The sequence below is a fragment of the Cognatishimia activa genome (assembly GCF_026016445.1).
Lineage (GTDB): Bacteria > Pseudomonadota > Alphaproteobacteria > Rhodobacterales > Rhodobacteraceae > Cognatishimia > Cognatishimia activa_B.
In genome coordinates, this window is record NZ_CP096147.1 from 877,646 (window position 1) to 898,647 (window position 21,002).

General features: G+C 53.8%; 20 protein-coding genes. 10 read left to right on the forward strand and 10 right to left on the reverse strand.

The window, feature by feature from the left end:
• Window positions 1-74 precede the first annotated feature (74 nt).
• Window positions 75-692, reverse strand: coding sequence for a J domain-containing protein (locus tag M0D42_RS04240; RefSeq protein WP_265020364.1), 618 nt, complete (start codon window positions 690-692; stop codon window positions 75-77).
• 73 nt (window positions 693-765) lie between these two features.
• On the opposite strand from M0D42_RS04240, the gene M0D42_RS04245 reads away from it, so the two are divergent.
• Window positions 766-1,023 carry a BolA family protein gene (locus M0D42_RS04245; RefSeq protein ID WP_265020365.1) on the forward strand — a complete coding sequence of 86 codons (258 nt, stop codon included), beginning with the start codon at window positions 766-768 and terminating at the stop codon, window positions 1,021-1,023.
• Window position 1,024: 1 nt separating this feature from the next.
• Here the strand turns inward: M0D42_RS04245 and M0D42_RS04250 are convergent, their stop codons facing one another.
• The 7 genes from M0D42_RS04250 to M0D42_RS04280 all read right to left on the reverse strand — a co-directional run bounded on the left by M0D42_RS04250 (window position 1,025) and on the right by M0D42_RS04280 (window position 9,478).
• On the reverse strand, window positions 1,025-1,606 hold the full coding sequence (locus tag M0D42_RS04250; RefSeq protein ID WP_330221187.1) for a DUF4177 domain-containing protein: 582 nt from the start codon (window positions 1,604-1,606) through the stop codon (window positions 1,025-1,027).
• A 102-nt stretch (window positions 1,607-1,708) separates the two neighbouring features.
• Entirely contained in the window at window positions 1,709-3,220 is a 1,512-nt protein-coding gene (gene gatB / locus M0D42_RS04255; RefSeq protein ID WP_265020366.1) for an Asp-tRNA(Asn)/Glu-tRNA(Gln) amidotransferase subunit GatB, read from the reverse strand.
• 329 nt (window positions 3,221-3,549) lie between these two features.
• On the reverse strand, window positions 3,550-3,978 hold the full coding sequence (locus M0D42_RS04260) for a hypothetical protein (protein ID WP_265020367.1): 429 nt from the start codon (window positions 3,976-3,978) through the stop codon (window positions 3,550-3,552).
• A 93-nt stretch (window positions 3,979-4,071) separates the two neighbouring features.
• Complete coding sequence (locus tag M0D42_RS04265) at window positions 4,072-5,376, reverse strand: hypothetical protein (RefSeq protein WP_265020368.1); 1,305 nt, start codon at window positions 5,374-5,376, stop codon at window positions 4,072-4,074.
• A 196-nt stretch (window positions 5,377-5,572) separates the two neighbouring features.
• Complete coding sequence (pepN, locus tag M0D42_RS04270) at window positions 5,573-8,128, reverse strand: aminopeptidase N (protein ID WP_265020369.1); 2,556 nt, start codon at window positions 8,126-8,128, stop codon at window positions 5,573-5,575.
• 85 nt (window positions 8,129-8,213) lie between these two features.
• A complete protein-coding gene (locus M0D42_RS04275; protein WP_265020370.1) occupies window positions 8,214-8,573 on the reverse strand; it encodes a hypothetical protein in 360 nt (119 codons plus the stop codon).
• A 134-nt stretch (window positions 8,574-8,707) separates the two neighbouring features.
• Window positions 8,708-9,478 (reverse strand): nuclear transport factor 2 family protein, encoded by a 771-nt coding sequence (locus tag M0D42_RS04280; protein ID WP_265020371.1) that lies wholly within the window; start codon window positions 9,476-9,478, stop codon window positions 8,708-8,710.
• A gap of 92 nt (window positions 9,479-9,570) precedes the next feature.
• Between M0D42_RS04280 and M0D42_RS04285 the strand changes: the two genes are divergently transcribed.
• The 4 genes from M0D42_RS04285 to M0D42_RS04300 all read left to right on the forward strand — a co-directional run bounded on the left by M0D42_RS04285 (window position 9,571) and on the right by M0D42_RS04300 (window position 13,631).
• Window positions 9,571-9,945 (forward strand): winged helix-turn-helix transcriptional regulator, encoded by a 375-nt coding sequence (locus tag M0D42_RS04285; protein ID WP_265020372.1) that lies wholly within the window; start codon window positions 9,571-9,573, stop codon window positions 9,943-9,945.
• A 109-nt stretch (window positions 9,946-10,054) separates the two neighbouring features.
• Window positions 10,055-12,199, forward strand: coding sequence for a malate synthase G (locus tag M0D42_RS04290; RefSeq protein ID WP_265020373.1), 2,145 nt, complete (start codon window positions 10,055-10,057; stop codon window positions 12,197-12,199).
• Between the two features lie 108 nt (window positions 12,200-12,307).
• A complete protein-coding gene (locus M0D42_RS04295) occupies window positions 12,308-12,736 on the forward strand; it encodes a GlcG/HbpS family heme-binding protein (protein ID WP_265020374.1) in 429 nt (142 codons plus the stop codon).
• A gap of 112 nt (window positions 12,737-12,848) precedes the next feature.
• Window positions 12,849-13,631 carry a gamma-glutamyl-gamma-aminobutyrate hydrolase family protein gene (locus tag M0D42_RS04300; RefSeq protein ID WP_265020375.1) on the forward strand — a complete coding sequence of 261 codons (783 nt, stop codon included), beginning with the start codon at window positions 12,849-12,851 and terminating at the stop codon, window positions 13,629-13,631.
• Here the strand turns inward: M0D42_RS04300 and M0D42_RS04305 are convergent, their stop codons facing one another.
• Window positions 13,632-14,414, reverse strand: a complete 783-nt coding sequence (locus M0D42_RS04305) for an SDR family NAD(P)-dependent oxidoreductase (RefSeq protein WP_265020376.1) — start codon at window positions 14,412-14,414, stop codon at window positions 13,632-13,634.
• A 119-nt stretch (window positions 14,415-14,533) separates the two neighbouring features.
• On the opposite strand from M0D42_RS04305, the gene M0D42_RS04310 reads away from it, so the two are divergent.
• Window positions 14,534-15,130, forward strand: a complete 597-nt coding sequence (locus tag M0D42_RS04310) for a TetR/AcrR family transcriptional regulator (protein ID WP_265020377.1) — start codon at window positions 14,534-14,536, stop codon at window positions 15,128-15,130.
• A gap of 25 nt (window positions 15,131-15,155) precedes the next feature.
• Here the strand turns inward: M0D42_RS04310 and M0D42_RS04315 are convergent, their stop codons facing one another.
• Window positions 15,156-15,527, reverse strand: coding sequence for an MmcQ/YjbR family DNA-binding protein (locus M0D42_RS04315; RefSeq protein ID WP_265020378.1), 372 nt, complete (start codon window positions 15,525-15,527; stop codon window positions 15,156-15,158).
• 505 nt (window positions 15,528-16,032) lie between these two features.
• On the opposite strand from M0D42_RS04315, the gene M0D42_RS04320 reads away from it, so the two are divergent.
• The 4 genes from M0D42_RS04320 (at window position 16,033) to M0D42_RS04335 (ending at window position 20,959) form a co-directional block, all read left to right on the forward strand.
• Window positions 16,033-17,610: a Re/Si-specific NAD(P)(+) transhydrogenase subunit alpha gene (locus M0D42_RS04320; protein WP_265020379.1), complete on the forward strand. Its 1,578-nt coding sequence runs from the start codon at window positions 16,033-16,035 to the stop codon at window positions 17,608-17,610.
• 15 nt (window positions 17,611-17,625) lie between these two features.
• A complete protein-coding gene (locus tag M0D42_RS04325; protein ID WP_265020380.1) occupies window positions 17,626-19,059 on the forward strand; it encodes an NAD(P)(+) transhydrogenase (Re/Si-specific) subunit beta in 1,434 nt (477 codons plus the stop codon).
• Window positions 19,060-19,152: 93 nt separating this feature from the next.
• Complete coding sequence (locus M0D42_RS04330; protein ID WP_265020381.1) at window positions 19,153-19,512, forward strand: VOC family protein; 360 nt, start codon at window positions 19,153-19,155, stop codon at window positions 19,510-19,512.
• A gap of 172 nt (window positions 19,513-19,684) precedes the next feature.
• A complete protein-coding gene (locus M0D42_RS04335; protein WP_265020382.1) occupies window positions 19,685-20,959 on the forward strand; it encodes a DUF3422 family protein in 1,275 nt (424 codons plus the stop codon).
• Window positions 20,960-21,002 lie beyond the last annotated feature (43 nt).

Genomic DNA, 21,002 nt, shown 5'->3' on the forward strand with positions numbered 1-21,002 from the left:
TAGGCTGTGCGTTTTTCTAGGAAAAGACCAAACAAAAAGCCGCCCGGTGGGCGGCTCATTTCGTTCTCAAGCACTTACTTAAAGCTGTTTGAATCTTTGATCTGATCCCAGGCCCAGACAACCTCTTGCAGCTGTTCTTCTTGGCTCCGGTCCCCACCATTCATATCTGGGTGCAGCACTTTGATAAGCTTCTTATAGGCCTTGCGGATATCGGCCTTTGTCCAAGTGGCTTCCGCTTCCAGAATATCGATTGCGCGCTGTTCCGTCGGTGGCAGGCGGCGACCAGCAGAACGGCCAGGGTTTTGAGTGGCATTGCCACCCAGAACCTGATGGGGGTCTTCGATGCCCAAACGTGCCCAAGCGCGCGCCTCTGGGTCGCCCATCTTTTTGGTTTCCCGCTCCCAAACCTTGTCCTTGGATTTCTGCGCGTTGGTTTCCGCTTCGGTCTTACCGTCAAAGAAACTCCATTTGGCATTATACTCGCGCACGTGTTCTTTGCAGAACCAGCGGAACTCATCCAAGACGTCCGGTGCTTTAGGCGCGCGGAACTTCCCCGGCTCATTGCACCCAGGTGCTTCACAAACACGGGTAGATGTCGTGGATTCCCCAGACATGCCGCGACGCCCACGTGGGTTTTTCTTCTTCGCAGAAGAGACGGACATATCGAATCCGAAGGGATCTGGTTTCGGCATTCTCTCACCTTTTCGACTCGGAGCGGAGAGTTTAATCTATTGGTCACAAGATTGAAGAGGGCAGGTCAAAAAAATGAGTGTCAAAGACGAAATTTATGAGCGGTTGTCCGCTGCCTTTAACCCAAGTGCGCTTGAGGTTGTAGATGACAGCGAAAGCCACCGCGGCCATGCCGGTTATCAGGAAGGTGGTGAAAGCCATTTCAACGTGAGGATACGCGCTGAAGCTTTTGATAAGATGTCACGAATTGCGCGCCACCGCGCTGTGCACAATGCGTTGGGCAAAGAACTTGTCGGCCGTATCCACGCCTTAGCGCTGGATATTTCTGCCTAGATTATTCCGCCGCGATTTTGCGTTTGGAGCGTTTCTGAGTGGCTCGCCGACGCAACGCGGCTGGCAGCGCGCTCCGGTCGGGCTTCTGAGCGCGAAAGCTCTCTGAGGAGAAAAACGCATTTTCTTCATCCACGTCAGAATCTTCCTCAACCATATCCAATTCGAGTTCCGGCGCCGGTGTGACATCCTTCAGATCAGGTGAATGATCCTCGATCTGCTGCAGCGGCGCAGATGGGGCAATCTTGGGTGCGGTCGGCTCGGATATTGGCGTGGGTTCTGCGACAACTTTAGCTCTGCGGAATACCAGAACACTGCGGAAGGTTGTGGAACTGCTGGTCAGTCCGGTGCGTTCTTCATGGGGCAGGGTTTCACTGCGCTGATATTCCCAGCCATCAAGGGCCATGGAATTCATCACCTCTTCAATCGAATAGGCAAACTTGTCCTCGGAACGACGAATGCCACGCGCCTTCTGCCCCTTCGTGGGGGCCGGAACCACCTTGTACTCAAATCGATCCATGTTGGCCTGCCTCAGTTTTTGTGAAGCATAGTCGATCTTATCCACAAAGTCCGTGGGTTTATCCACAGAAGTGGCATGGAATTCAAAGTGTTGCGCTGAGGCCTCTTCAGAAGGCAACAAACAAAAAGCGGGCCCGAAGACCCGCTTTGTTGCAATATTTGTGAGGGCTTAGCCTTTCAGCTTTTGTGCCACCAGCTGGTTCACAGCCTTTGGGTTCGCCTTGCCGCCGGTCGCTTTCATAACCTGACCGACAAACCAGCCCGCGAGTTTTGGGTTCTCTTTGGCTTTTTCGACCTGCGCTGGGTTCGCGGCGATGATCTCATCAAGCGCTGCTTCGATTGCACCAGTGTCAGTCACCTGCTTCATACCGCGTTCTTCCACGATCTGCGCAGGATCACCACCTTCGGTGTAGACGATCTCAAACAGGTCTTTTGCGATCTTGCCAGAGATGGCATCAGAGCTGATCAAGTCAATGATGCCACCCAGTTGGGCAGGCGAAATTGGACTTTCGTTGATGCCCTTGTCGTCTTTCTTCAGGCGGCCGAAAAGCTCGTTGATCACCCAGTTTGCAGCAAGCTTGCCGTTGCGACCGTTCGCAACATCTTCAAAGAAGCTCGCGTTCTCTGCCTCTGCAGTCAGAACAGATGCGTCATATTCAGAGAGGCCGAAGTCATTGACGAAACGAGACTTTTTCTCGTCTGGCAGCTCTGGCAGGGAGGCCGCAATGTCATCAACCCAGCCTTGTTCGATTTCCAAAGGCAGCAGGTCTGGATCCGGGAAGTAGCGGTAATCATGCGCTTCTTCTTTGGAGCGCATGGAACGTGTCTCGTTTTTATCCGCGTCGTAAAGACGGGTTTCCTGATCCACGGTTCCACCGGCTTCCACAATCGCGATCTGACGACGCGCTTCGTATTCAATCGCCGCTTGGATAAAGCGCATGGAGTTCATGTTCTTGATCTCACAGCGTGTGCCGAGGTGAGAGAAGTCCTGCGTTTCTTGGTATTTCTCATACTGACCCGGACGGCAGATCGACACGTTCACGTCAGCCCGCAGGTTGCCGTTCTGCATGTTACCATCACAGGTGCCCAGATAACGCAGAATTTGACGCAGCTTGGTCACGTAAGCTGCGGCCTCTTCTGGGCCACGGATGTCTGGACGGCTGACGATCTCCATCAGCGCAACACCGGTGCGGTTCAAGTCGACGAAAGACATGTTCGGGTCCATGTCGTGCACGGATTTACCAGCATCCTGTTCAAGGTGGATGCGTTCAATGCGCACTTTGCGCGCCACGCCCGGACCCATATCGACGATGATCTCACCTTCACCCACAATCGGGTGGTAAAGCTGTGAAATCTGATAGCCTTGCGGCAGGTCAGGGTAGAAATAATTCTTACGGTCAAAAGCAGATTTCAGGTTGATGTCAGCCTTCAGGCCGAGACCAGTCCGCACCGCCTGTTCAACGCAGAATTCATTGATCACAGGCAGCATGCCCGGCATCGCCGCATCAACGAAAGAGACATTGGCGTTTGGCTCAGCACCGAATTTGGTGGAGGCGCCAGAAAAGAGTTTCGCGTTCGAGCTGACCTGCGCGTGCACTTCCATCCCGATGACCAGTTCCCAGTCATGTTTCGCGCCTGCGATGACTTTTGGTTTTGGGGTTTCGTATGTCAGGTCCAGCATCTGCCGTCGCTCCAATATATAGGTTCAGATGGCGTTCTAAGACAGGGCGCGGGAAGGGGCAAGAGGAGTGAACGACGTAGGGTGGTGTTTTACCCCTCCATTTTCCGAAACGTTAACGTGAGGTCGGGTGAAACCCCACCCTACGATCTATGTCTAAGGTTGAAACTCGGTAATCCATCCGGGCAAAGTGGATGGTCAAGCCAGCTTCAAGGTCTTTCATGGAGGGTTCATTCAAGGCTTTAGCTTTGTTCGAAACATGGCCTACCAACGATCCATCGGCTGCACGATCACAGATTTTAGAGTGTTACTTAGCCTTTTTCTGCGAGAAATTAGCGACGAGGTCGGCATTTCACGATGCCGCGCATATCGAAATTTATCTGTGTCCCCACAAATCTGGTAGATTCTTCGCTTTTTGGTTTGAAGTGAACTCGAACATCGGTCAGCGGAGCATCAATATCTAGGATTTCAGCACTTTTGGAACGAATATTGCTGTTCTTGACCAATGTCCGAAACGTTTTTTCAGCAAAAAGTCTGCAGACAGAGCGAGCGTCGTTCATTGGGTTATAATTTGCATTCGGGTCAAGTTGCAAAGTTAGCGTCAGCATGTTTTCATTGCTGTTGCCATAGCTCGTAAAAATACCAGAAGTAAGCACTGCTTTTGCTCCTGATTTCAGGAGAATTTTTTCCGCGGCAGCAGAAGAAGTCAAAATAAGAGTAGCGACTGCCACCAGGCCGAGGGTTCGAGACAAAAGGTTCATTCAATCGAGACTTTGGATGCATTGCCATCGGCGACGAGCCAGTCTTCCTTGTGATCGTACTATAAAAAGTGAGCTGACAGTGTTGGGCGAAGTTTAAGGCTGAATCTCCGTAATCCCATCCGGTCCAAAGTGGATCGTCAATCCCGCTTCAAGGTTTTTCATAAAGGGCTGCGCTACAGCGTTCATCGCAAAGTCGCGGCCCTTTTGAGCCAAGCGTTCAATCGAAACGCCACGTACACCGTTGTCAAAACCCAACTCTGCATGGCCCCAAATCAGCGGGTGCACTTCGCGCAGGGAATCCTGCACCACATCCTCAAAGGCAGCGCGCAGGGCCGCCAGTTGTTCAGATCCAGCACCTGTCTCGCGATAGCGCTGACGCGCAGCTTGCCATGCGCAGTAAAGCTGGGCGGCCATCAGATTAGCAGTCGCCTGATCGGGCTGCTGTGCCAGAATGTCTTTTGCGCCATCGACAAAATAGTCAGTGTCCACATGTTCCAAACCCTGTGGATCAGTGAGTAGTGCATCAAACCAGACCCAAGCGTAGGCACCAGCACCCCAGAGATCATAGGTGCGTGCCGCAGTGCGACGCGCCTGCAGATCAAGGCTGGCGAAGTCACCGTACCATTGCGGTAGCATATAGGTGCCAAGCGCCCGCATATGGCGCGGGTTTTCAGGGTCGAGATCAATCAGGTCTTCAAAGTCGTCAGCCACACGGTCCCCAGGATGCGCAGACCCTGGCAGGAGGGCACAGCGCGCAGCCGAGAGGGCTGCGGAATTCAATTCATGGGCGCAGAAGCTGTCCAGAATTTCTTCAGCCCGTGCAAAATGCGCCAGGAAGGCTTCGCGGTTGGCTGGTTTCAGATCAGCCTCAGCCACAGTCCCGCGCCAGGCCCAGCCAATATCGATGTGCATATGTGCGACAACCAACGCGATGGCATAGTCTTCCGGATTTTCGCTGAGAACCAACTCGAAATCTTCGATCCCGGCAAAGAAATTGGAATCTTCGGCGGGGCGGCCATGCAACAGGGCGTGTTCCGCAGCGCTCACCACATCAGCGCGGGCTCCAAAGAGCATCAGGTCCACCACAGGAGTACCTTTGACAGTCGTATCGCGAGATTTGTCCGCCATACGAATGCGCTCGCTCAGACAATCCCAACGGTCCTGACGTGCCAGGAACTGCGCATTCTCACGCACTTCATTGTCACCTTTCAGGCGCAGGGAGGCGTTGTTCACAGGAATTTTGATACGATCGACCAGATCTTCCGTTGTGACATCCGCTTCTGGCAGGAAAGCCAGAGGCGCATCATCACGCGGGGCAGAAAACTTACGCAATACAGCCTTGAGAGGCTCTGGAAGGCGTGGCTTCTGCAACACCGGTTTGGAAAAATCGAATTTCATCGCGGGCTCCGTTCGTCTTGGAGCCTTTGTCGCGTTCAATTTAGGCGGGAAATGGGCGCGCCGTGGGAAACTCGCGGACCATTGCACGTCGCTTTGCGGTGTGATTGGGGCAATTGGCAGGCGAACCCGCTAAATTGCCCCGATCAATGAAGGATTGTTCCCAAATTGCGCACAGTTAACGTTGAGTTAACAAAGATTAACCCAAAATGCGCGAGATCATCTCATGCGTGTCGCGGCTGAGATTTGGCACCGCCAGAATACGCTCAAGCTGGGATTTGATGAGTGCCTGACGTTTGTCGTCATATCGCTTCCAGGTCTGGAAAGATGTGCACATGCGCGCTGTTGTCTGGGGGTTCAGCGGATCAAGTTTGATCAGCCAATCCGCAAGCAGCTTATATCCCGCACCGCTCTCGTGGTGGAAGCCGGCGTGGTTGGCGGCCAAAGCGCCTAAAGTGCCGCGGAAGCGGTTTGGGTTCTTCATGTCAAAGTCAGGATGCTGAGTGAGGCGCTCGGTCACCGCAGCAGTTTCTTCCGGCTTGGCCAAGGAGATTTGCAGGCCGAACCATTTGTTGATGACCAGACGGTCTTCTTGCCATTGGTCATAGAAGGCTTGGACCTCGGCATCGCCTTCACCCTCACGAACCAAGGTCGCCAGCGCAGCGATCTGCTGAGTCATGTTGTCAGCCGATGCATATTGCGCGCGGGCTTTCCCGACATCCCCCAGCTTGCCCATCAAGGACATGGCGGCATTGGCCAGAGCACGCTGACCGCTGCCCCCGGCATCAGGTGCATAATCGCCATTTGGTTGGTTGTCGGCGTAAAGCGCAGGCAGGGCGTCGGCGAGGCTTTCTGCTTTCGCTTTGGATAGCGCTTTCGCGGCGGTGTGGATTTTCACCGGATCAGGGGTGTGACCCATTTCTGCAATCACGCCTGCCAGTTCGGTCTCGCTTGGCTGGTTCAACATAAGAGCGCGGTAAGCGGCATCCAGGGACGTGTCGGTGACAACGCGCTTGAGACCTTCCAGATAAGCCGCATCTGGTGCAGCATCTTCCAGGATCATCTTCAGCAGCGTATCGCGCGCCAGCTCTCGGCCTGCTTCCCAGCGGTTGAAGGCATCCGTGTCATGCGCCAGCAGGAAGGCACGACGGGAGTTGTCGATGTCTTGCTCGAGCATCACAGGCGCAGAGAAGCCACGCAGGATTGATGGCACAGGGCGCGCACCCAGACCGGTAAAGGTCATAGACTGCTCGGCCTCGGTCATCTCAAATATCTGAGTTGGGTGGGTCTCATCGCCGTTTGGATTGAGCAGACCCAATGCAATTGGAATGACACGCGGGTCTTTCACATCTTGGCCCGGTGTTGGCGCTGTGGATTGGCTGAAGTGCAGGGTGAATGTGCCGGCATCCGCGTCCCACGCCTCGCTTACCGAAACCTTTGGTGTGCCAGACTGGCTGTACCAGCGCTTGAACTGCGCCAGATCACGGCCTGTGCTGTCTTCAAAGACTTTGATCCAATCTTCAATCGTGGCCGCATCGCCGTCATGGCGCTCAAAGTAGAGGTCCAGCGCCTTGTAATAGGCGTCATGGCCCACGAGCGACTTCAGCATGCCGATGACTTCAGCACCTTTTTCATAGACTGTCGCTGTGTAGAAGTTGTTGATCTCCTGGAATTCCTCAGGACGCACAGGATGTGAGAGCGGCCCTTGATCCTCTTGGAACTGACGCGCACGCAGGGCGATGACGTCATCAATACGTTTCACAGGCTCAGAGCGCATATCGGCCGTGAATTGCGCGTCGCGGAATACGGTCAGGCCCTCTTTCAGGCAAAGCTGGAACCAATCGCGGCAGGTGATGCGGTTACCTGTCCAGTTATGGAAATACTCATGGGCAATGATCGCTTCGATGCGTTCAAAGTCCGCATCGGTTGATGTCGCTTGCGAGGCCAAAACGCAGGACGAGTTGAAGATGTTCAGCCCCTTGTTCTCCATCGCGCCCATGTTGAAGTCATCCACGGCCACAATGTTGAATATGTCGAGGTCATATTCACGGCCATAAACATCTTCATCCCATTTCATGGAATCTTTTAGCGCCTGCATGCCGAAGGCGCATTTATCCTCGTCACCGGGGCGGACATAGATATTCAGCTCAACATCTTTACCAGAGCGGGTTGTGAAAGACCCCGGATGGTTGATCAGATCGCCAGCCACCAAAGCAAAGAGGTAGGCTGGCTTCTTCCAAGGGTCAGTCCATTCTGCGAAACCATCGCCGGTTGCACCGGGGTTACCGTTAGACAGCATGACTTTTTCAGTGCCCTCAACGCGCACATCAAAGGTGGCCATCACGTCAGGACGATCCGGGTAGTAAGTGATCTTGCGGAAACCCTCTGCCTCACATTGGGTGCAGTACATGCCGTTAGACATATAAAGCCCCTCAAGTGCGGTATTGGTGGACGGCGAAATCTCGACCTCTGCTTCCCAGATGAAGGGCGCGCTGGGCACATCCACGGTGAGACCTTCGTCGGTCAGAACAGGGGAAACCTCAGCGCCATCGATCTTGGCAGAGATCAGCTTCAGCTCTTCACCATGCAGGAAAAAGGTCTTGTCGGTGGCGTCTGGATTTGGGCGAAAGGCAATGCGCGACAGAACCCGCGTCTCGGTTGGGTGCAGCTTGAAGGTCAGTGACACGCTGTCGATCAGGTAACCGAATGGGGTGTAGTCTTTCAGGTAAATAGTCTGCGGTGCAGCGTCGCGCATCTGGGGCTCCATGAATGATGTCTTGAAGCTAGATGTAATAGGTGGGGCGCGACCTGCAAGCGGAATGCTAGGTCAGTAGGGCTGACTATTTGGATTTTATCAGCGTGAAGCCATGGCTGGTTGTCAGTCGGTTCCGATTTTGACGACGCAGAGTATAGCAGGTTTCATTCCCGCCGCGCAGATTGACAAGTCTTGTGCAGACCGCATGGCCTTTGATCTGCCATGTTCCGCCTTCTGGCGCGCCGCTTTCGGTTTTGACAACGAGGCTTCCTCCGGCTGCGTAAGTCAGATTGCCTGAAAGACGACGCCCGTTGACCATACCAACATAGTCATAGCTTTGCCCGGACAGAGCGGTCTCTATTTGAGCACCATTCAAAGTCTGAGCAGCGAGAGAGGTGGTAAAGAGTGAAGCGACGACTGATATCGTCAGGACAGAAATGCGCATGTTCACTAACTCATTGGGGTCAATGCTGTTAAAATTGCGACAAAGGCCGATTGGCGTCAATGATTGGTTGAAATTTGGCAGAGCCTCGCGGCGATTGCAGCGAGGCCCCGTCGTATTCGATCGTAAGTTACGCTTTAGAACTTGCCGTTTTCATGCGCCATCTCTGAAGGGATTTCTTCCACTGTGTCCCAATGTTCTACAATCTTGCCGTCTTCAACACGGAAGAGATCAAAGAAGGCCGTCGGCGCGTCACCAAAGACACCTTCGGAGGCCGTAAAGACAAAGTTGCCCTGAGCAACGACCATATGAGTTTCGGTGTAGGCCAGTGTGGTGCCAGACTCAGCAAGGCCTGAGAGGAACGTGCCCAATCCTTCCAATCCATCGGCGACATAGGGATTATGCTGCATATAGGTTTCGGTAGAGATGTAGTTGGTGATCTTCTCAGGGGCCTTCCCGTGTAGCACGTCATGGACGAAGCCGGTCACCAGCGCCTTATTCTCTGTCGTTTTATCCAGATCGGTCACTTCAACAGAGCCATCTGTCATAGAGCGACCAGATGCGGTTTCTGCCAATGGGGCCTGAAGATTGTCCCAGTGCTCCACAACTTTTCCATCTTCAACGCGGAAGACATCGAAAGAGACAAGCGTGTCAGCTCCCAGAAGCTGAATGTTGTTAAAGGTGTTGTGAGTCACAACCAGATCACCTTCGCTGATCACACGGTGGGTGGTGGCCTCAAAGCCGCTTTCTTTCAGCGCAGGAAGAAAGCTAATGATCGCTTCTGCACCTGTCGGGATATTCGGGTTGTGCTGGATATAGCCGGGGGCCAGCAGCTCACGTGCGGCGTCCACATCAAAGTTCACAAAGAGCGCGGTCACAGCGCTGATGACGGTTTCAGTAGGGGTCATGTTTCCATCCTTTGAATCAGTTTTGAATTTCTGACCTAATGTGGTACCAAAAACATACCAAGTATCAATTACGCACTATTTAGGAACTAGGTATGCTTAAGGTAACTGCGGACTCAAAAATCGATGTCGACAATTGCCCCGTGCGGCAGGTTCTGGCGAAGGTCTCTGGCAAATGGCAGGTGCTAATCGTCCTTGCGCTCAGAGATGGCGCCCTACGCTTTGGTCAAATCAAACGTGAAATCGGGGATGTCACTCAGCGCGTTCTGACAGAGAACCTGAGAAACCTTGAACGGGACGGTTATCTAACTCGCGAGGTTGTGCCGGGGCCGCCCATTGAGGTGCATTATGAACTAACTGACCTTGGGATGGAGCTGAAGGAGCTTCAGAAAGCCATGGTGGTCTGGGCCGATCGTAACCACCCTGTGGTGCGCGATAATCGCGCAGCCTACGATCAGCGGCAGACGTAATGTCAGCCTGTATTGGCGCATTTTCTGGTAATTTTTGAAAACCAATATTGTTGCCCCAAATAGACTTCTACTCTAACCACAGATCGGGTTACGTCTGAAGGGGAGCATTATGGCGCGCGTTGAAATTCATCAGATGCAGGTTGATGCCAAGTTTGCGGCCTTTATTGAGGCCAAGGCTTTGCCGGGAACCGGTGTGTCTTCCGAGGAATTTTGGGCCGGGCTTTCAAAGTTGGCTCATGAGTTCGCACCCGAAAACCGGGCGCTCCTTGCCGAGCGTCAGGATCTTCAACAACAGATCGATACCTGGCATGTGGCGCGCAAAGGCCAGATCCATGATGCCACTGCCTATAAGGCATTCCTGAAAGAGATTGGCTATTTGCTCCCAGAGGGCGGCGACTTTGAGATCGAAACGCAGAACGTCGATCCAGAAATCGCTTCAACGCCGGGACCTCAGCTTGTCGTTCCAATCACAAATGCCCGGTATGCCCTGAATGCCGCAAATGCACGTTGGGGGTCACTCTACGACGCTTTTTATGGCACCGATGCGCTGGGCAGCCTGCCTGAGGGCAAGGGCTATGATGAGGCACGCGGGGCTCAGGTGATTGCCGCCGCAAAGGCACATCTTGATGACGCAGTACCGTTTGATGGGCTCAGCTGGGCAGATGTGACGGGTTTTGACTACCGCGACAGCATTTTTGTGGGGGTCTCCAAAAACAAAACCGCGCCGCTACTGGATCAATCCCAGTTCATTGGCATCAAAGAAGACCTGTCTGAGCTGCTCTTTAAAAAGAACGGGCTGCATCTGCGGGTCGTGATCAATCCTACGCATCTGATTGGTAAAACCGATCCTGCAGGTATCGCTGATGTGATCATTGAAAGTGCGATGTCCGCCATTATGGACTGCGAAGACTCTGTGGCCTGCGTGGATGCCGCCGATAAAGTGCTCGCTTACACGAACTGGCTCGGCCTGATGAAAGGTAACCTAGAGACCACGTTCTCCAAGGGTGGGAAAGACGTCACCCGGAAGCTTAACGACGATCTGAAATTCAACGCACCTGACGGAAGCGCAGTCGACCTGAAGGGCAGGGCGCTTTTGTGGATCAGAAATGTTGGCCACCTGATGACCAACCCCACAGTGCTTGATCGCGACGGAGAGGAAATCTTCGAAGGTCTGATGGATGCGCTTACTACAGTCCTGATCGCGAAACATGATCTGCGACGCGAAAGCGGCAACTCCGTGCACGGATCGGTCTATATCGTGAAACCAAAGATGCACGGGCCAAAAGAGGTTGCCTTCACAGATCGCATATTCAGTGAAGTGGAAGACATTCTTGGTCTGCCGCGCAACACAGTAAAGATCGGCATTATGGATGAGGAACGACGTACCTCTGTGAACCTTAAAGAATGTATCCGCGCCGCGAAATTCCGTGTGGCGTTTATCAACACGGGTTTCTTGGATCGCACGGGGGACGAAATCCATACATCCATGGAGGCAGGGGCTTTCCTACGTAAGGATGAGATCAAAGCCCAGGAATGGATTGCCGCTTATGAAGACTTGAACGTTGATATCGGCCTGGAATGCGGCTTGAAAGGCAAGGCCCAGATCGGCAAAGGCATGTGGGCGGCGCCAGATATGATGGCCGAGATGCTGAAACAAAAGATTGCTCACCCAGAAGCTGGCGCCACCTGCGCATGGGTACCAAGCCCAACAGCAGCCACATTGCATGCTTTGCACTATCATAAGGTCAATGTGCTGGAAGTTCAGGATGCACTTCGCAAAGGAGGGCGCCGTGCCACTGTGGATAGCATTCTGACTATTCCATTGGCGGGAGGCACCAACTGGTCGCAAGACGACATTCAGCGCGAGTTGGAAAACAACGCGCAGGGCATTCTCGGCTATGTTGTGCGCTGGATCGATATGGGGGTCGGCTGTTCCAAAGTGCCTGACATCAATGATGTTGGACTGATGGAGGATCGCGCCACCTGCCGGATCAGTGCCCAGCATATTGCCAATTGGCTTTACCATGATGTGGTCAGCCGTCAGGACGTGATGGATGCAATGCAGAAGATGGCTGTCGTCGTCGATGGTCAGAATGCTGGCGATCCCGACTACACGCCGATGGGACCAAACTTCGAAGGTATCGCCTTTCAAGCGGCCTGTGATCTTGTGTTTAAAGGGCGAGAGCAACCTTCAGGCTACACGGAGCCTGTGCTGCATGCGAGACGTCTCGAACTGAAGGCAACTCAACTTTAAGCCTTTTCATGCAAATAGTTTCGGCGACTGGGGTTGAAAGCTATTGCCTTTCATAGCGGTTCTAGTCCCTGCTAAAACTAAGTAACGATAATGGGCAGGGAGGCCATCATGGCAGACATTAATTTGCGCAAGGCGCGCACGATCATCCGTAAGACATTAGAAAAAGCACGTGAGATGGAGTTGCGCCCAATTTCTGTGATCGTGATGGATGCAGGCGGGCATATCTTGGCTTTTGAGCGTGAAGATGGTTCAGCTCCTGGGCGTTTTGGTATCGCGCAGGGTAAGGCCTATGGTGCGGTGATGCTTGGGATGGCGGGGCGCGCGCAGATGGCGCGTGCCGAGCAGCAGGCCTATTTCATGGCCGCCATCAATGGTGTCTATGGCGGACAGGTGGTGCCGGTTCCCGGGGGCCTTCTGGTGCGCGACAAGAAGGGCGTGATCATCGGCGCTGTTGGCGTCACCGGTGACACCAGTGACAATGATGCAGAGGCCGGTTTGGCAGGCATCGCCGGCGCTGGGCTGGAAGGCGAAGCGTAAACGCACAGAGCTAGAAAACGCGTGCAGTTCTGCACATCGGGTTGCGCGCGAAAAGCCTTTGGTTTGTGGGTGTTCATTGCATAAGTTCATCCTTGGAAAGGATGAACTCTATATGACTCGACCTATTGTTGGTATTATTGGCAACCAATATCTGATCAATGACCAGTACCCGGCCCATGCCGGAGGCAAGATGAACTCTGAGGCCATCGCAGGTGTTTCAGAATGCATGCCGCTTTTGATTCCCGCCGACCCTCGGTTTGTCTCTGTTCCAGAGTTGATGGAGGCCTGTGATGGCTTCCTATTAACCGGCGGTCGGCCAAATGTTCATCCAACGGAATATGGCGAAGACCCGACTGAGGCGCATGGTGAATTTGACCAAGCCCGCGATGCGATTGTATTGCCTCTGGTGCGTGCTTGCGTCGCCAGTGGACAACCGTTTTTAGCCATCTGCCGTGGCTTTCAAGAAGTCAACGTCGCCATGGGGGGCTCTCTTTATCCTGAAATTCGCGATTTGCCGGGGCGCATGAACCACCGCATGCCTCCCGATGGCACATTGGAAGAAAAATTCGAGCTGCGCCATGAAGTGACCTTTGCCAAAGACAGCGTGTTTCACGGGCTGATGGGGTTTGAAAAAGTCATGACCAATACGCTGCACGGGCAGGGGATCAAGCAGGCCGGTGATCGGGTGGAAATTGATGGGCATGCATCGGATGGCACACCGGAAGCCACCTATATCGATGGCGCGCCGGGCTTCACTCTGGCGGTACAATGGCATCCGGAATGGAACGCGGCTGATGATCCGGTCAGCAGACCCTTGTTCAAGTCTTTTGGTGAGGCTGTGAGGGATTGGGCGAAAGGCGCCCAACCCTTTGATGTCAAACGTCTCTGTGCCTGATTAAGCGGCTTTGGTCTGCATGCCGCGGACCATTTTCAGAACGGTACGGCGTGGCAGCAGAGGGGTGACCCAGTTCAGCAGGAAGGACAGGCGTCCCTCGTTGATGATCACAAGCTTACCTTTCATCATGCCGTCATAGCCGATCTTGGCAACGCTCTCTGCAGTTGCGCCTTTTTGATTGGCGAGACCAGTGTCGCCGAGGTCTGCTGCGGCAACGAATTCCGTGTTTACCAGTCCTGGGTTCAGGGAAGACACCGTCACGCCAAATTCACGCAGCTCTTCATCCAGGGCTTGAGAGTAGGACATGACGTAGGCTTTGGTCGCAAAGTAGTTGGCCTGGAAAGGGCCGGGCATCATCGCAGCCGTAGACGCCACGTTCAGGATTTTGCCACCTCCGCGCGCCACCATGTCTTTGCCAAAGGCGTGGGATAATTCGACCAAAGCGCGGACATTCAGATCGATCATTGCCTTCTCTGCGGCCCAGTCACGCTCTGTATGCAAGCCATGACCGCCAAACCCAGCATTGTTGATCAGGATGTCCACGTGCAATCCGCGTGTTGCAACCTCATCGATCAACATGCGCGCACCATCTTCTGCCGCCAAATCCAAGGCAATTGTGTGCACCGTCACGCCGTGTTTGCGCTCAAGCTCGTCTTTGAGGTCATTCAGGGCTTCTTCGCGACGGGCAGTGATGATCAGGTCACCGCCTTTTGAGGCGTGATAGCGGGCGAATTCTTTGCCGATACCTGAGGACGCACCGGTGATCAGAGCAAGATTGGTCATAGTAGGTCTCCTGAGTTTCGCAGGGCAGCGCGGTTGTGTTTCTGACTGTATGACATATTTGGTTTAAAGTGTCATTTTGTCAATTGACAAAATATGCGAAAACTGTCAGAAAGTTTCCTATGGATCAAAAAATCGAGCAATACCAAGACCCTAAGTTGAAAACTATTTTGTATGCGGCCTTTGATGCCTTCGCAAAATACGGGTTTAAGCGCACCTCTATGGCAGATATCGCCGAGGGTGCTGGCATGTCGCGCGCCGCGCTTTACATGCATTTCAAGAACAAAGACGACATTTTCCGCAGCATGATCGAAGCCTACTACGCCCAGTCCTGCGCCGATGTGGCTGAGGCTTTGAGCCGGGGTGGCGCGATCAGGGATCAGCTGAAGGCGGGTTTCTATGCGCAGTCTGGCGAAGCTTTCAAGGCACTGCTCGACTCTCCTCACGGGGCCGAAATCATAGATGTGAAATCCGCCGCGCGAGATGTGGTGAAAGAAGGTAATCAGGCTCTGAAACGCGTATATGCGGATTGGCTGGCGGTTCAGTCAGACTGCGGACGTGTGAATTTTCAGGCCATATCAGATGACCCTGCTCAAGTGGCCGGGGTCATGTTGAAGGCCTTGGAAGGGCTGAAGTCCGATGTGCCAACTTACGATGACTATTCAGAGAGATGTGATCTTTTGGCTAAGGTTTTCGGTCAGGCTCTGTCGACCTCGTAAGGTTGGGGGCACCTATTCCAACATCTCAAAGCGTTTGGGCTTCAGGAATTCCCAACTCCAAGCGTTTTTTCTTGGAAAGCCCAGAGGCCACCAGATCGTATGACACATCTATATGCGTCTTGAGCTCTGTGTCTGACAGACCCGGCTCATCGTAATTTTGCAGCCATTTCATGCCGCGCGAGGCCAGGTAAGGGGCCGGGCGTACACCGGGTTGTTCTTGTAAGACCTCAAAGGCCAAAGGCGTGACTTTGAAGGTAAATGCGTCGCGTCCATCAGCCCAGCCGCAGATTGCAAAAACCTTACCGCCGACCTTCCAAACATCTGCATTGCCCCATTGAACCACATGAGAAGTGGCGATTTTTGCGCCGCAATAGGCGTTGAACTCGTCTCGTGTCATGGGCGTCATCCTATGGGCTCGCGCTGAGAATTCAATTCGCTTCCATGACCAGAGTACTTAGCAAACGCAGAGAGCATTTCTGCGACGCAGAAAAAACACTTGCGTCGGTAATAAAATTACGCATATTGACCTCAGGTGCGAAATCTTCGTTCGTGTTCGATTTTGATTGGCCGGTGGGCAGCTGATCAAAAGGGCGCAGCAAGACGGAAACACATGACTAAAATGGAGACGCCCATGACATTAACCATCGCATGTTTGATTTCTATTTGTTTACTGGCGGTTATCGCCAAAACATCACCGACACCCCAGCGTGTCAAAGCAACGTATCGTCGTAAATAATCGACAATACCGAGCGGGTTTCGACAAAAATTGGGTCACAGGTTGTGACACAGAATCGCAAGGAAACGACAAATCCTTGTGAAAACTCGACCGGATTAGTAAAGGAACGTCGAGCGGCGAAGACCGTATCGGGGAATGGAAAGTTCTGAATAGGGGGACTGGAAACGTGAAAATCGGAACGCCAAGGGAGATCTTTGAGGGAGAAGCGCGTGTCGCTATGACCCCGGACTCCGCCAAGCAGCTTCAAAAGCTTGGTTATGAATGCGCAATCGAAAAAGGCGCAGGCGAAGCTGCGGGTTTTTCCGACGCGCTTTATGAAGCGGCGGGCGTAGAGGTCATCAAGACCCCAGCCGCGCTTTGGAAAGAAGTCGACATCATCGCAAAGGTGCGTCAGCCAGATGCAACCGAGATGAAGCGCCTGACAGCGGACAAGACGCTAATCTCCTTCTTCAACCCAGCGGGCAATGAAGAGGGCATGGAGACGGCCAAGTCCAAAGGCGCAAACGTGATTGCCATGGAAATGGTGCCACGTATTTCTCGTGCTCAGAAGATGGACGCCCTGTCCTCTATGGCAAACATCGCCGGTTATCGCGCGGTGATCGAAGCGGGTAACAACTTTGGTCGCTTCTTCACCGGTCAGATTACCGCGGCGGGTAAAGTGCCTCCGGCGAAGGTTCTGGTTGTCGGTGCGGGTGTTGCGGGTCTTGCGGCAATCGGTACCTCCACATCGCTTGGCGCGATCACCTACGCATTTGACGTGCGTCCTGAGGTGGCTGAACAAGTTGAATCCATGGGCGCTGAGTTCGTCTATCTGGATTTTGAAGAAGAACAACAAGACGGTGCCGCAACTGGCGGTTACGCATCTGTGTCTTCTCCTGAGTTCCGCGAAGCGCAGCTGGCGAAGTTCCGTGAACTGGCGCCAGAGATGGACATCGTCATCACAACCGCGCTGATCCCGAACCGTCCAGCCCCTAAGCTGTGGCTTGAGGATATGATCGCGGCCATGAAGCCGGGTTCCGTGATTGTCGACCTCGCGGCAGAGCGCGGCGGTAACGCCGAAGGCACTGTGGCGGACGAGAAAATCGTCACAGAAAACGGCGTGACGATCATCGGCTATACCGACTTCCCATCCCGTATGGCAGCGCAGTCTTCCAGCCTCTATGCGACCAACATCCGTCACATGATGACTGACCTGACCCCTGAGAAAGACGGTCAGATCAATCACGACATGGAAGATGACGTGATCCGCGGCGCGACGGTGACATTTGAAGGTGAGATCACCTTCCCACCACCACCGCCAAAGGTTGCGGCCATCGCGGCGCAGAAGAAACCAGAGGTCAAAGAGCTGACCCCTGAAGAAAAGAAAGCCGAAGAAGCGGCCGCCTTTAAAGCGCAGACAAAACAGCAGGTTACCCTGTTGGCAATCGGCGCAGGTCTGATCATGGGCGTGGGTCTTATCCCGAACATGCCCGCGAGCTTTATGCAGCACTTCATCGTGTTTGTTCTGGCGGTCTTCATCGGCTTCCAGGTCATCTGGAACGTGGCACACTCGTTGCACACTCCTTTGATGGCTGTGACCAACGCAATTTCCTCGATCATCATTCTGGGCGCGCTGATCCAAATCGGATCCGGTGGCTTCCTTGTGATCCTGCTCGCGGCTCTCTCGGTCTTTATGGCCGGTATCAACATCTTCGGTGGCTTCCTCGTCACCCGGCGCATGCTCGCCATGTTCCAGAAATCTTAAAGAGGGACAGGACACATGGAAAATTCATTCACAATGGCAGCCTACGTGGTTGCTGGCGTTCTGTTCATCCTCTCTTTGGGTGGTTTGTCTGGCCAAGAAAGCGCGAAACGCGCGGTTTGGTATGGCATTGTTGGTATGGCGATTGCGGTCTTCGCAACGCTGGTTGGCCCGGGTTCCGGCCTGTGGCTGCTGTCGATCCCACTGATCGCAGCGGGTGGTATCATCGGTTACTACGTTGCACAGAAAGTGCAGATGACCGAGATGCCTCAGCTGGTGGCGGCGATGCACTCGCTGGTCGGTCTGGCAGCGGTCTTTGTTGGCTTTAACGCTGAGATGACCATCAACCTTGTGGAAGCAGCGAAAGCGGCAAATGAGACCGTGGACGGTGCCTTTGCGAAGCTGGTTTACAAGAAAGAGCCAATCGAGATTGCGATCCTGAAGATCGAACTCGCATTGGGCATCTGGATTGGTGCTGTGACATTCACCGGTTCCGTGATTGCTTACGGCAAACTGGCGGGTAAGGTGACCTCTGCAGCGACCAAACTGCCGGGTGGTCACATCCTGAACGCAGCAGCTGCGGCTCTGTCTCTGATCTGCCTGATCTGGTACCTGAACTCTGGCGCAATGTTCCCACTGCTCATTCTGACCCTGGCGGCGCTTTTCATCGGGTACCACCTGATCATGGGCATCGGCGGCGCGGATATGCCGGTTGTTGTTTCTATGCTGAACTCCTATTCCGGTTGGGCAGCAGCAGCGATTGGTTTCTCCCTCGGCAACGACCTTTTGATCGTTGTGGGTGCGCTGGTTGGTTCCTCTGGTGCGATCCTCAGCTACATCATGTGTAAGGCGATGAACCGTTCGTTCGTCAGCGTTATCCTTGGTGGCTTTGGCGGCACAACGGGTCCAGCCATGGAAGTGGAAGGCGAGCAGATTGCTATCGATGCAGAGGGTGTTGCCACCGCTCTGGACGAGGCAGACAGCATCGTGATCATTCCGGGCTACGGTATGGCGGTTGCGCAAGCGCAGCAGAACGTGGCGGAACTGACCCGTCGTCTGCGTGCGAAGGGCAAAGAGGTTCGCTTTGCGATCCACCCGGTTGCGGGTCGTCTGCCAGGTCACATGAACGTTCTCTTGGCGGAAGCGAAGGTGCCTTATGACATCGTGCTGGAGATGGATGAAATCAACGATGATTTCCCGGAAACAGACGTGGCGATTGTTATCGGTTCCAACGACATCGTGAACCCAGCGGCACAGGAAGATCCGAACTCCCCAATCGCGGGCATGCCGGTTCTGGAATGCTGGAAAGCCAAGCAGGTGTTTGTCTCAAAACGTGGTCAAGGTACCGGGTATTCCGGCATCGAAAACCCGCTGTTCTACAAAGAAAACACCCGCATGTTCTATGGCGATGCGAAAGCATCCCTCGACACACTGCTGACCATGATCAGCTAAGTCTTAGGACAAAGGAAATTGAGAAGCCCTGCCAAATCGGTGGGGCTTTTCCTTTGTGTGTTACGCTAAGGCTGAACATGATGGAGTTTGGATATGCAAAAAGTCACAGGAATAGGCGGTTTCTTTTTCAAAGCCGAAAACCCGCAAGCCTTGGCAGAGTGGTATGACACCCACCTTGGTATTGATCCTGTAGGTGCCGTGCCTTGGTCGACGGAAGCAGGACACACAGTTTTTTCGCCTTTCGCCAAAGACACCGACTATTTTGGGCGCGACATCCAGCAATGGATGTTGAACCTGAGGGTCTCCGATTTGGCCGCGATGATTGCCCAACTCGAAGCTGCGGAGATTCCTGTGGAAACACGCGACGAATGGGACGGTGAATATGGTAAGTTCGCACGCATACAAGACCCTGAGGGCAATCCGATCGAGTTGTGGGAGCCTCCAGCCGCCTAAACAATTTTTGACCATTCGGGAAGGGAATTCCAATTCGGCGCTAATCCCAATCACTTAGCTTGAATTCCAATCGTGGGTATACAAATGTATTCCTGTAACGCACTGAAACACAAAAGAAATTTCTTTACAGCCCCATTTTCCAGTCTAGGGTGGCCTCTTGAAAGGGACTACTATGACTCCGATTGGCGACCATCCTCAACGCTTTGCGCTGTCTAATGAGCTGCACGCGCGGCCATTCCCCTCGCTTTTAGCGCCGGCAACCGCAGTGTTCCTGGCGATTAAGAAGCCCAAGGACGCGGCAGCGCGGGATCGAGATGAAGATTTGGCCTATTTGATCCAATTGCTTGACCGCTTTGGAGCGTCGCATCCCCGCCCGGGTGCAACGCATTATCAGGGCCAGATCGGGCGGCACCACCTGAAATGGGAACAGCATACGGAATTTGTGACCTATACGGTTTTCACCGAGGGGCTATCTTCCCGGCCGTTTGATCCTGCTGAGTTTGAGGTCTTTCCTGAGGATTGGCTGGAGGCTGCTCCGGGACAGCGATACACCTCTGCGTTGGTTCGGATTGCGCCACGACCGTCGCCGGAAAAAATCGCAAAACACCTGAAGAGTTGGTTTGTCCCTGAAAGCCTCGCTGTCAGCACGGTTCTGGATGATTCCGCATTGATCGCCGGTGACTTCCGCATCGATTCCGCGGGCCATTTGCGGTTTGCCGTCTTCCCAAGCGAGGACACAGGCCAGCAGCGTATTGGCCGCGTGGTGCAGCGGCTTTGTGAGATTGAAATTTATAAGTCGATGTCGATGCTCGGCTTCTCACGCGCCAAGGAAATGACAGAGCAGATGGGGCGCATCGAACCACGGTTGATGAACCTGATCGGGGAGATTGGCGAGACCGAGGCGGAAGAAACCCTGAACGAGCTGCTGGGAATTTCAGCGCAGCTTGAAGGGTTAGCCGCCAAAGCGTCATTCCGCTTTGGCGCGACAAAAGCCTACACCGCCATCGTGGAGCAACGAATCAAGGTGTTGCGCGAGGTGAGCTATGAATCGCGCCAAACATTCGCTGAATTTATGATGCGTCGCTATGATCCTGCCATGCGCACAGTGGAGTCGACTGAAGCGCGACTTCAATCGCTGGCGGATCGGGCCATGCGGGCAGGGGAATTGTTGCGAACAAAGGTTGACGTCTCTCGTTCAGCACAGAACCAAAGCCTCTTGGAAAGCATGGACAGGCGTGCGGATATGGCGCTGCGGTTACAGGAAACTGTCGAAGGATTGTCGGTGGTTGCGATCAGCTATTACGCGGTTTCACTCGCGGGTTACCTTTTCTACCCGCTGACATCGGCGCTCGGACTATCAAAAGGGATGCTTCTGGCGATGTTGACTTTGCCTGTGGTTGCCATGGTTTGGTTCATGGTGCGGAAAATTAAAGCGCGGATGCACTAGTTGCCCTAGGAATTCCAGCATGCTCCGCTAAGTTGATCCAGCA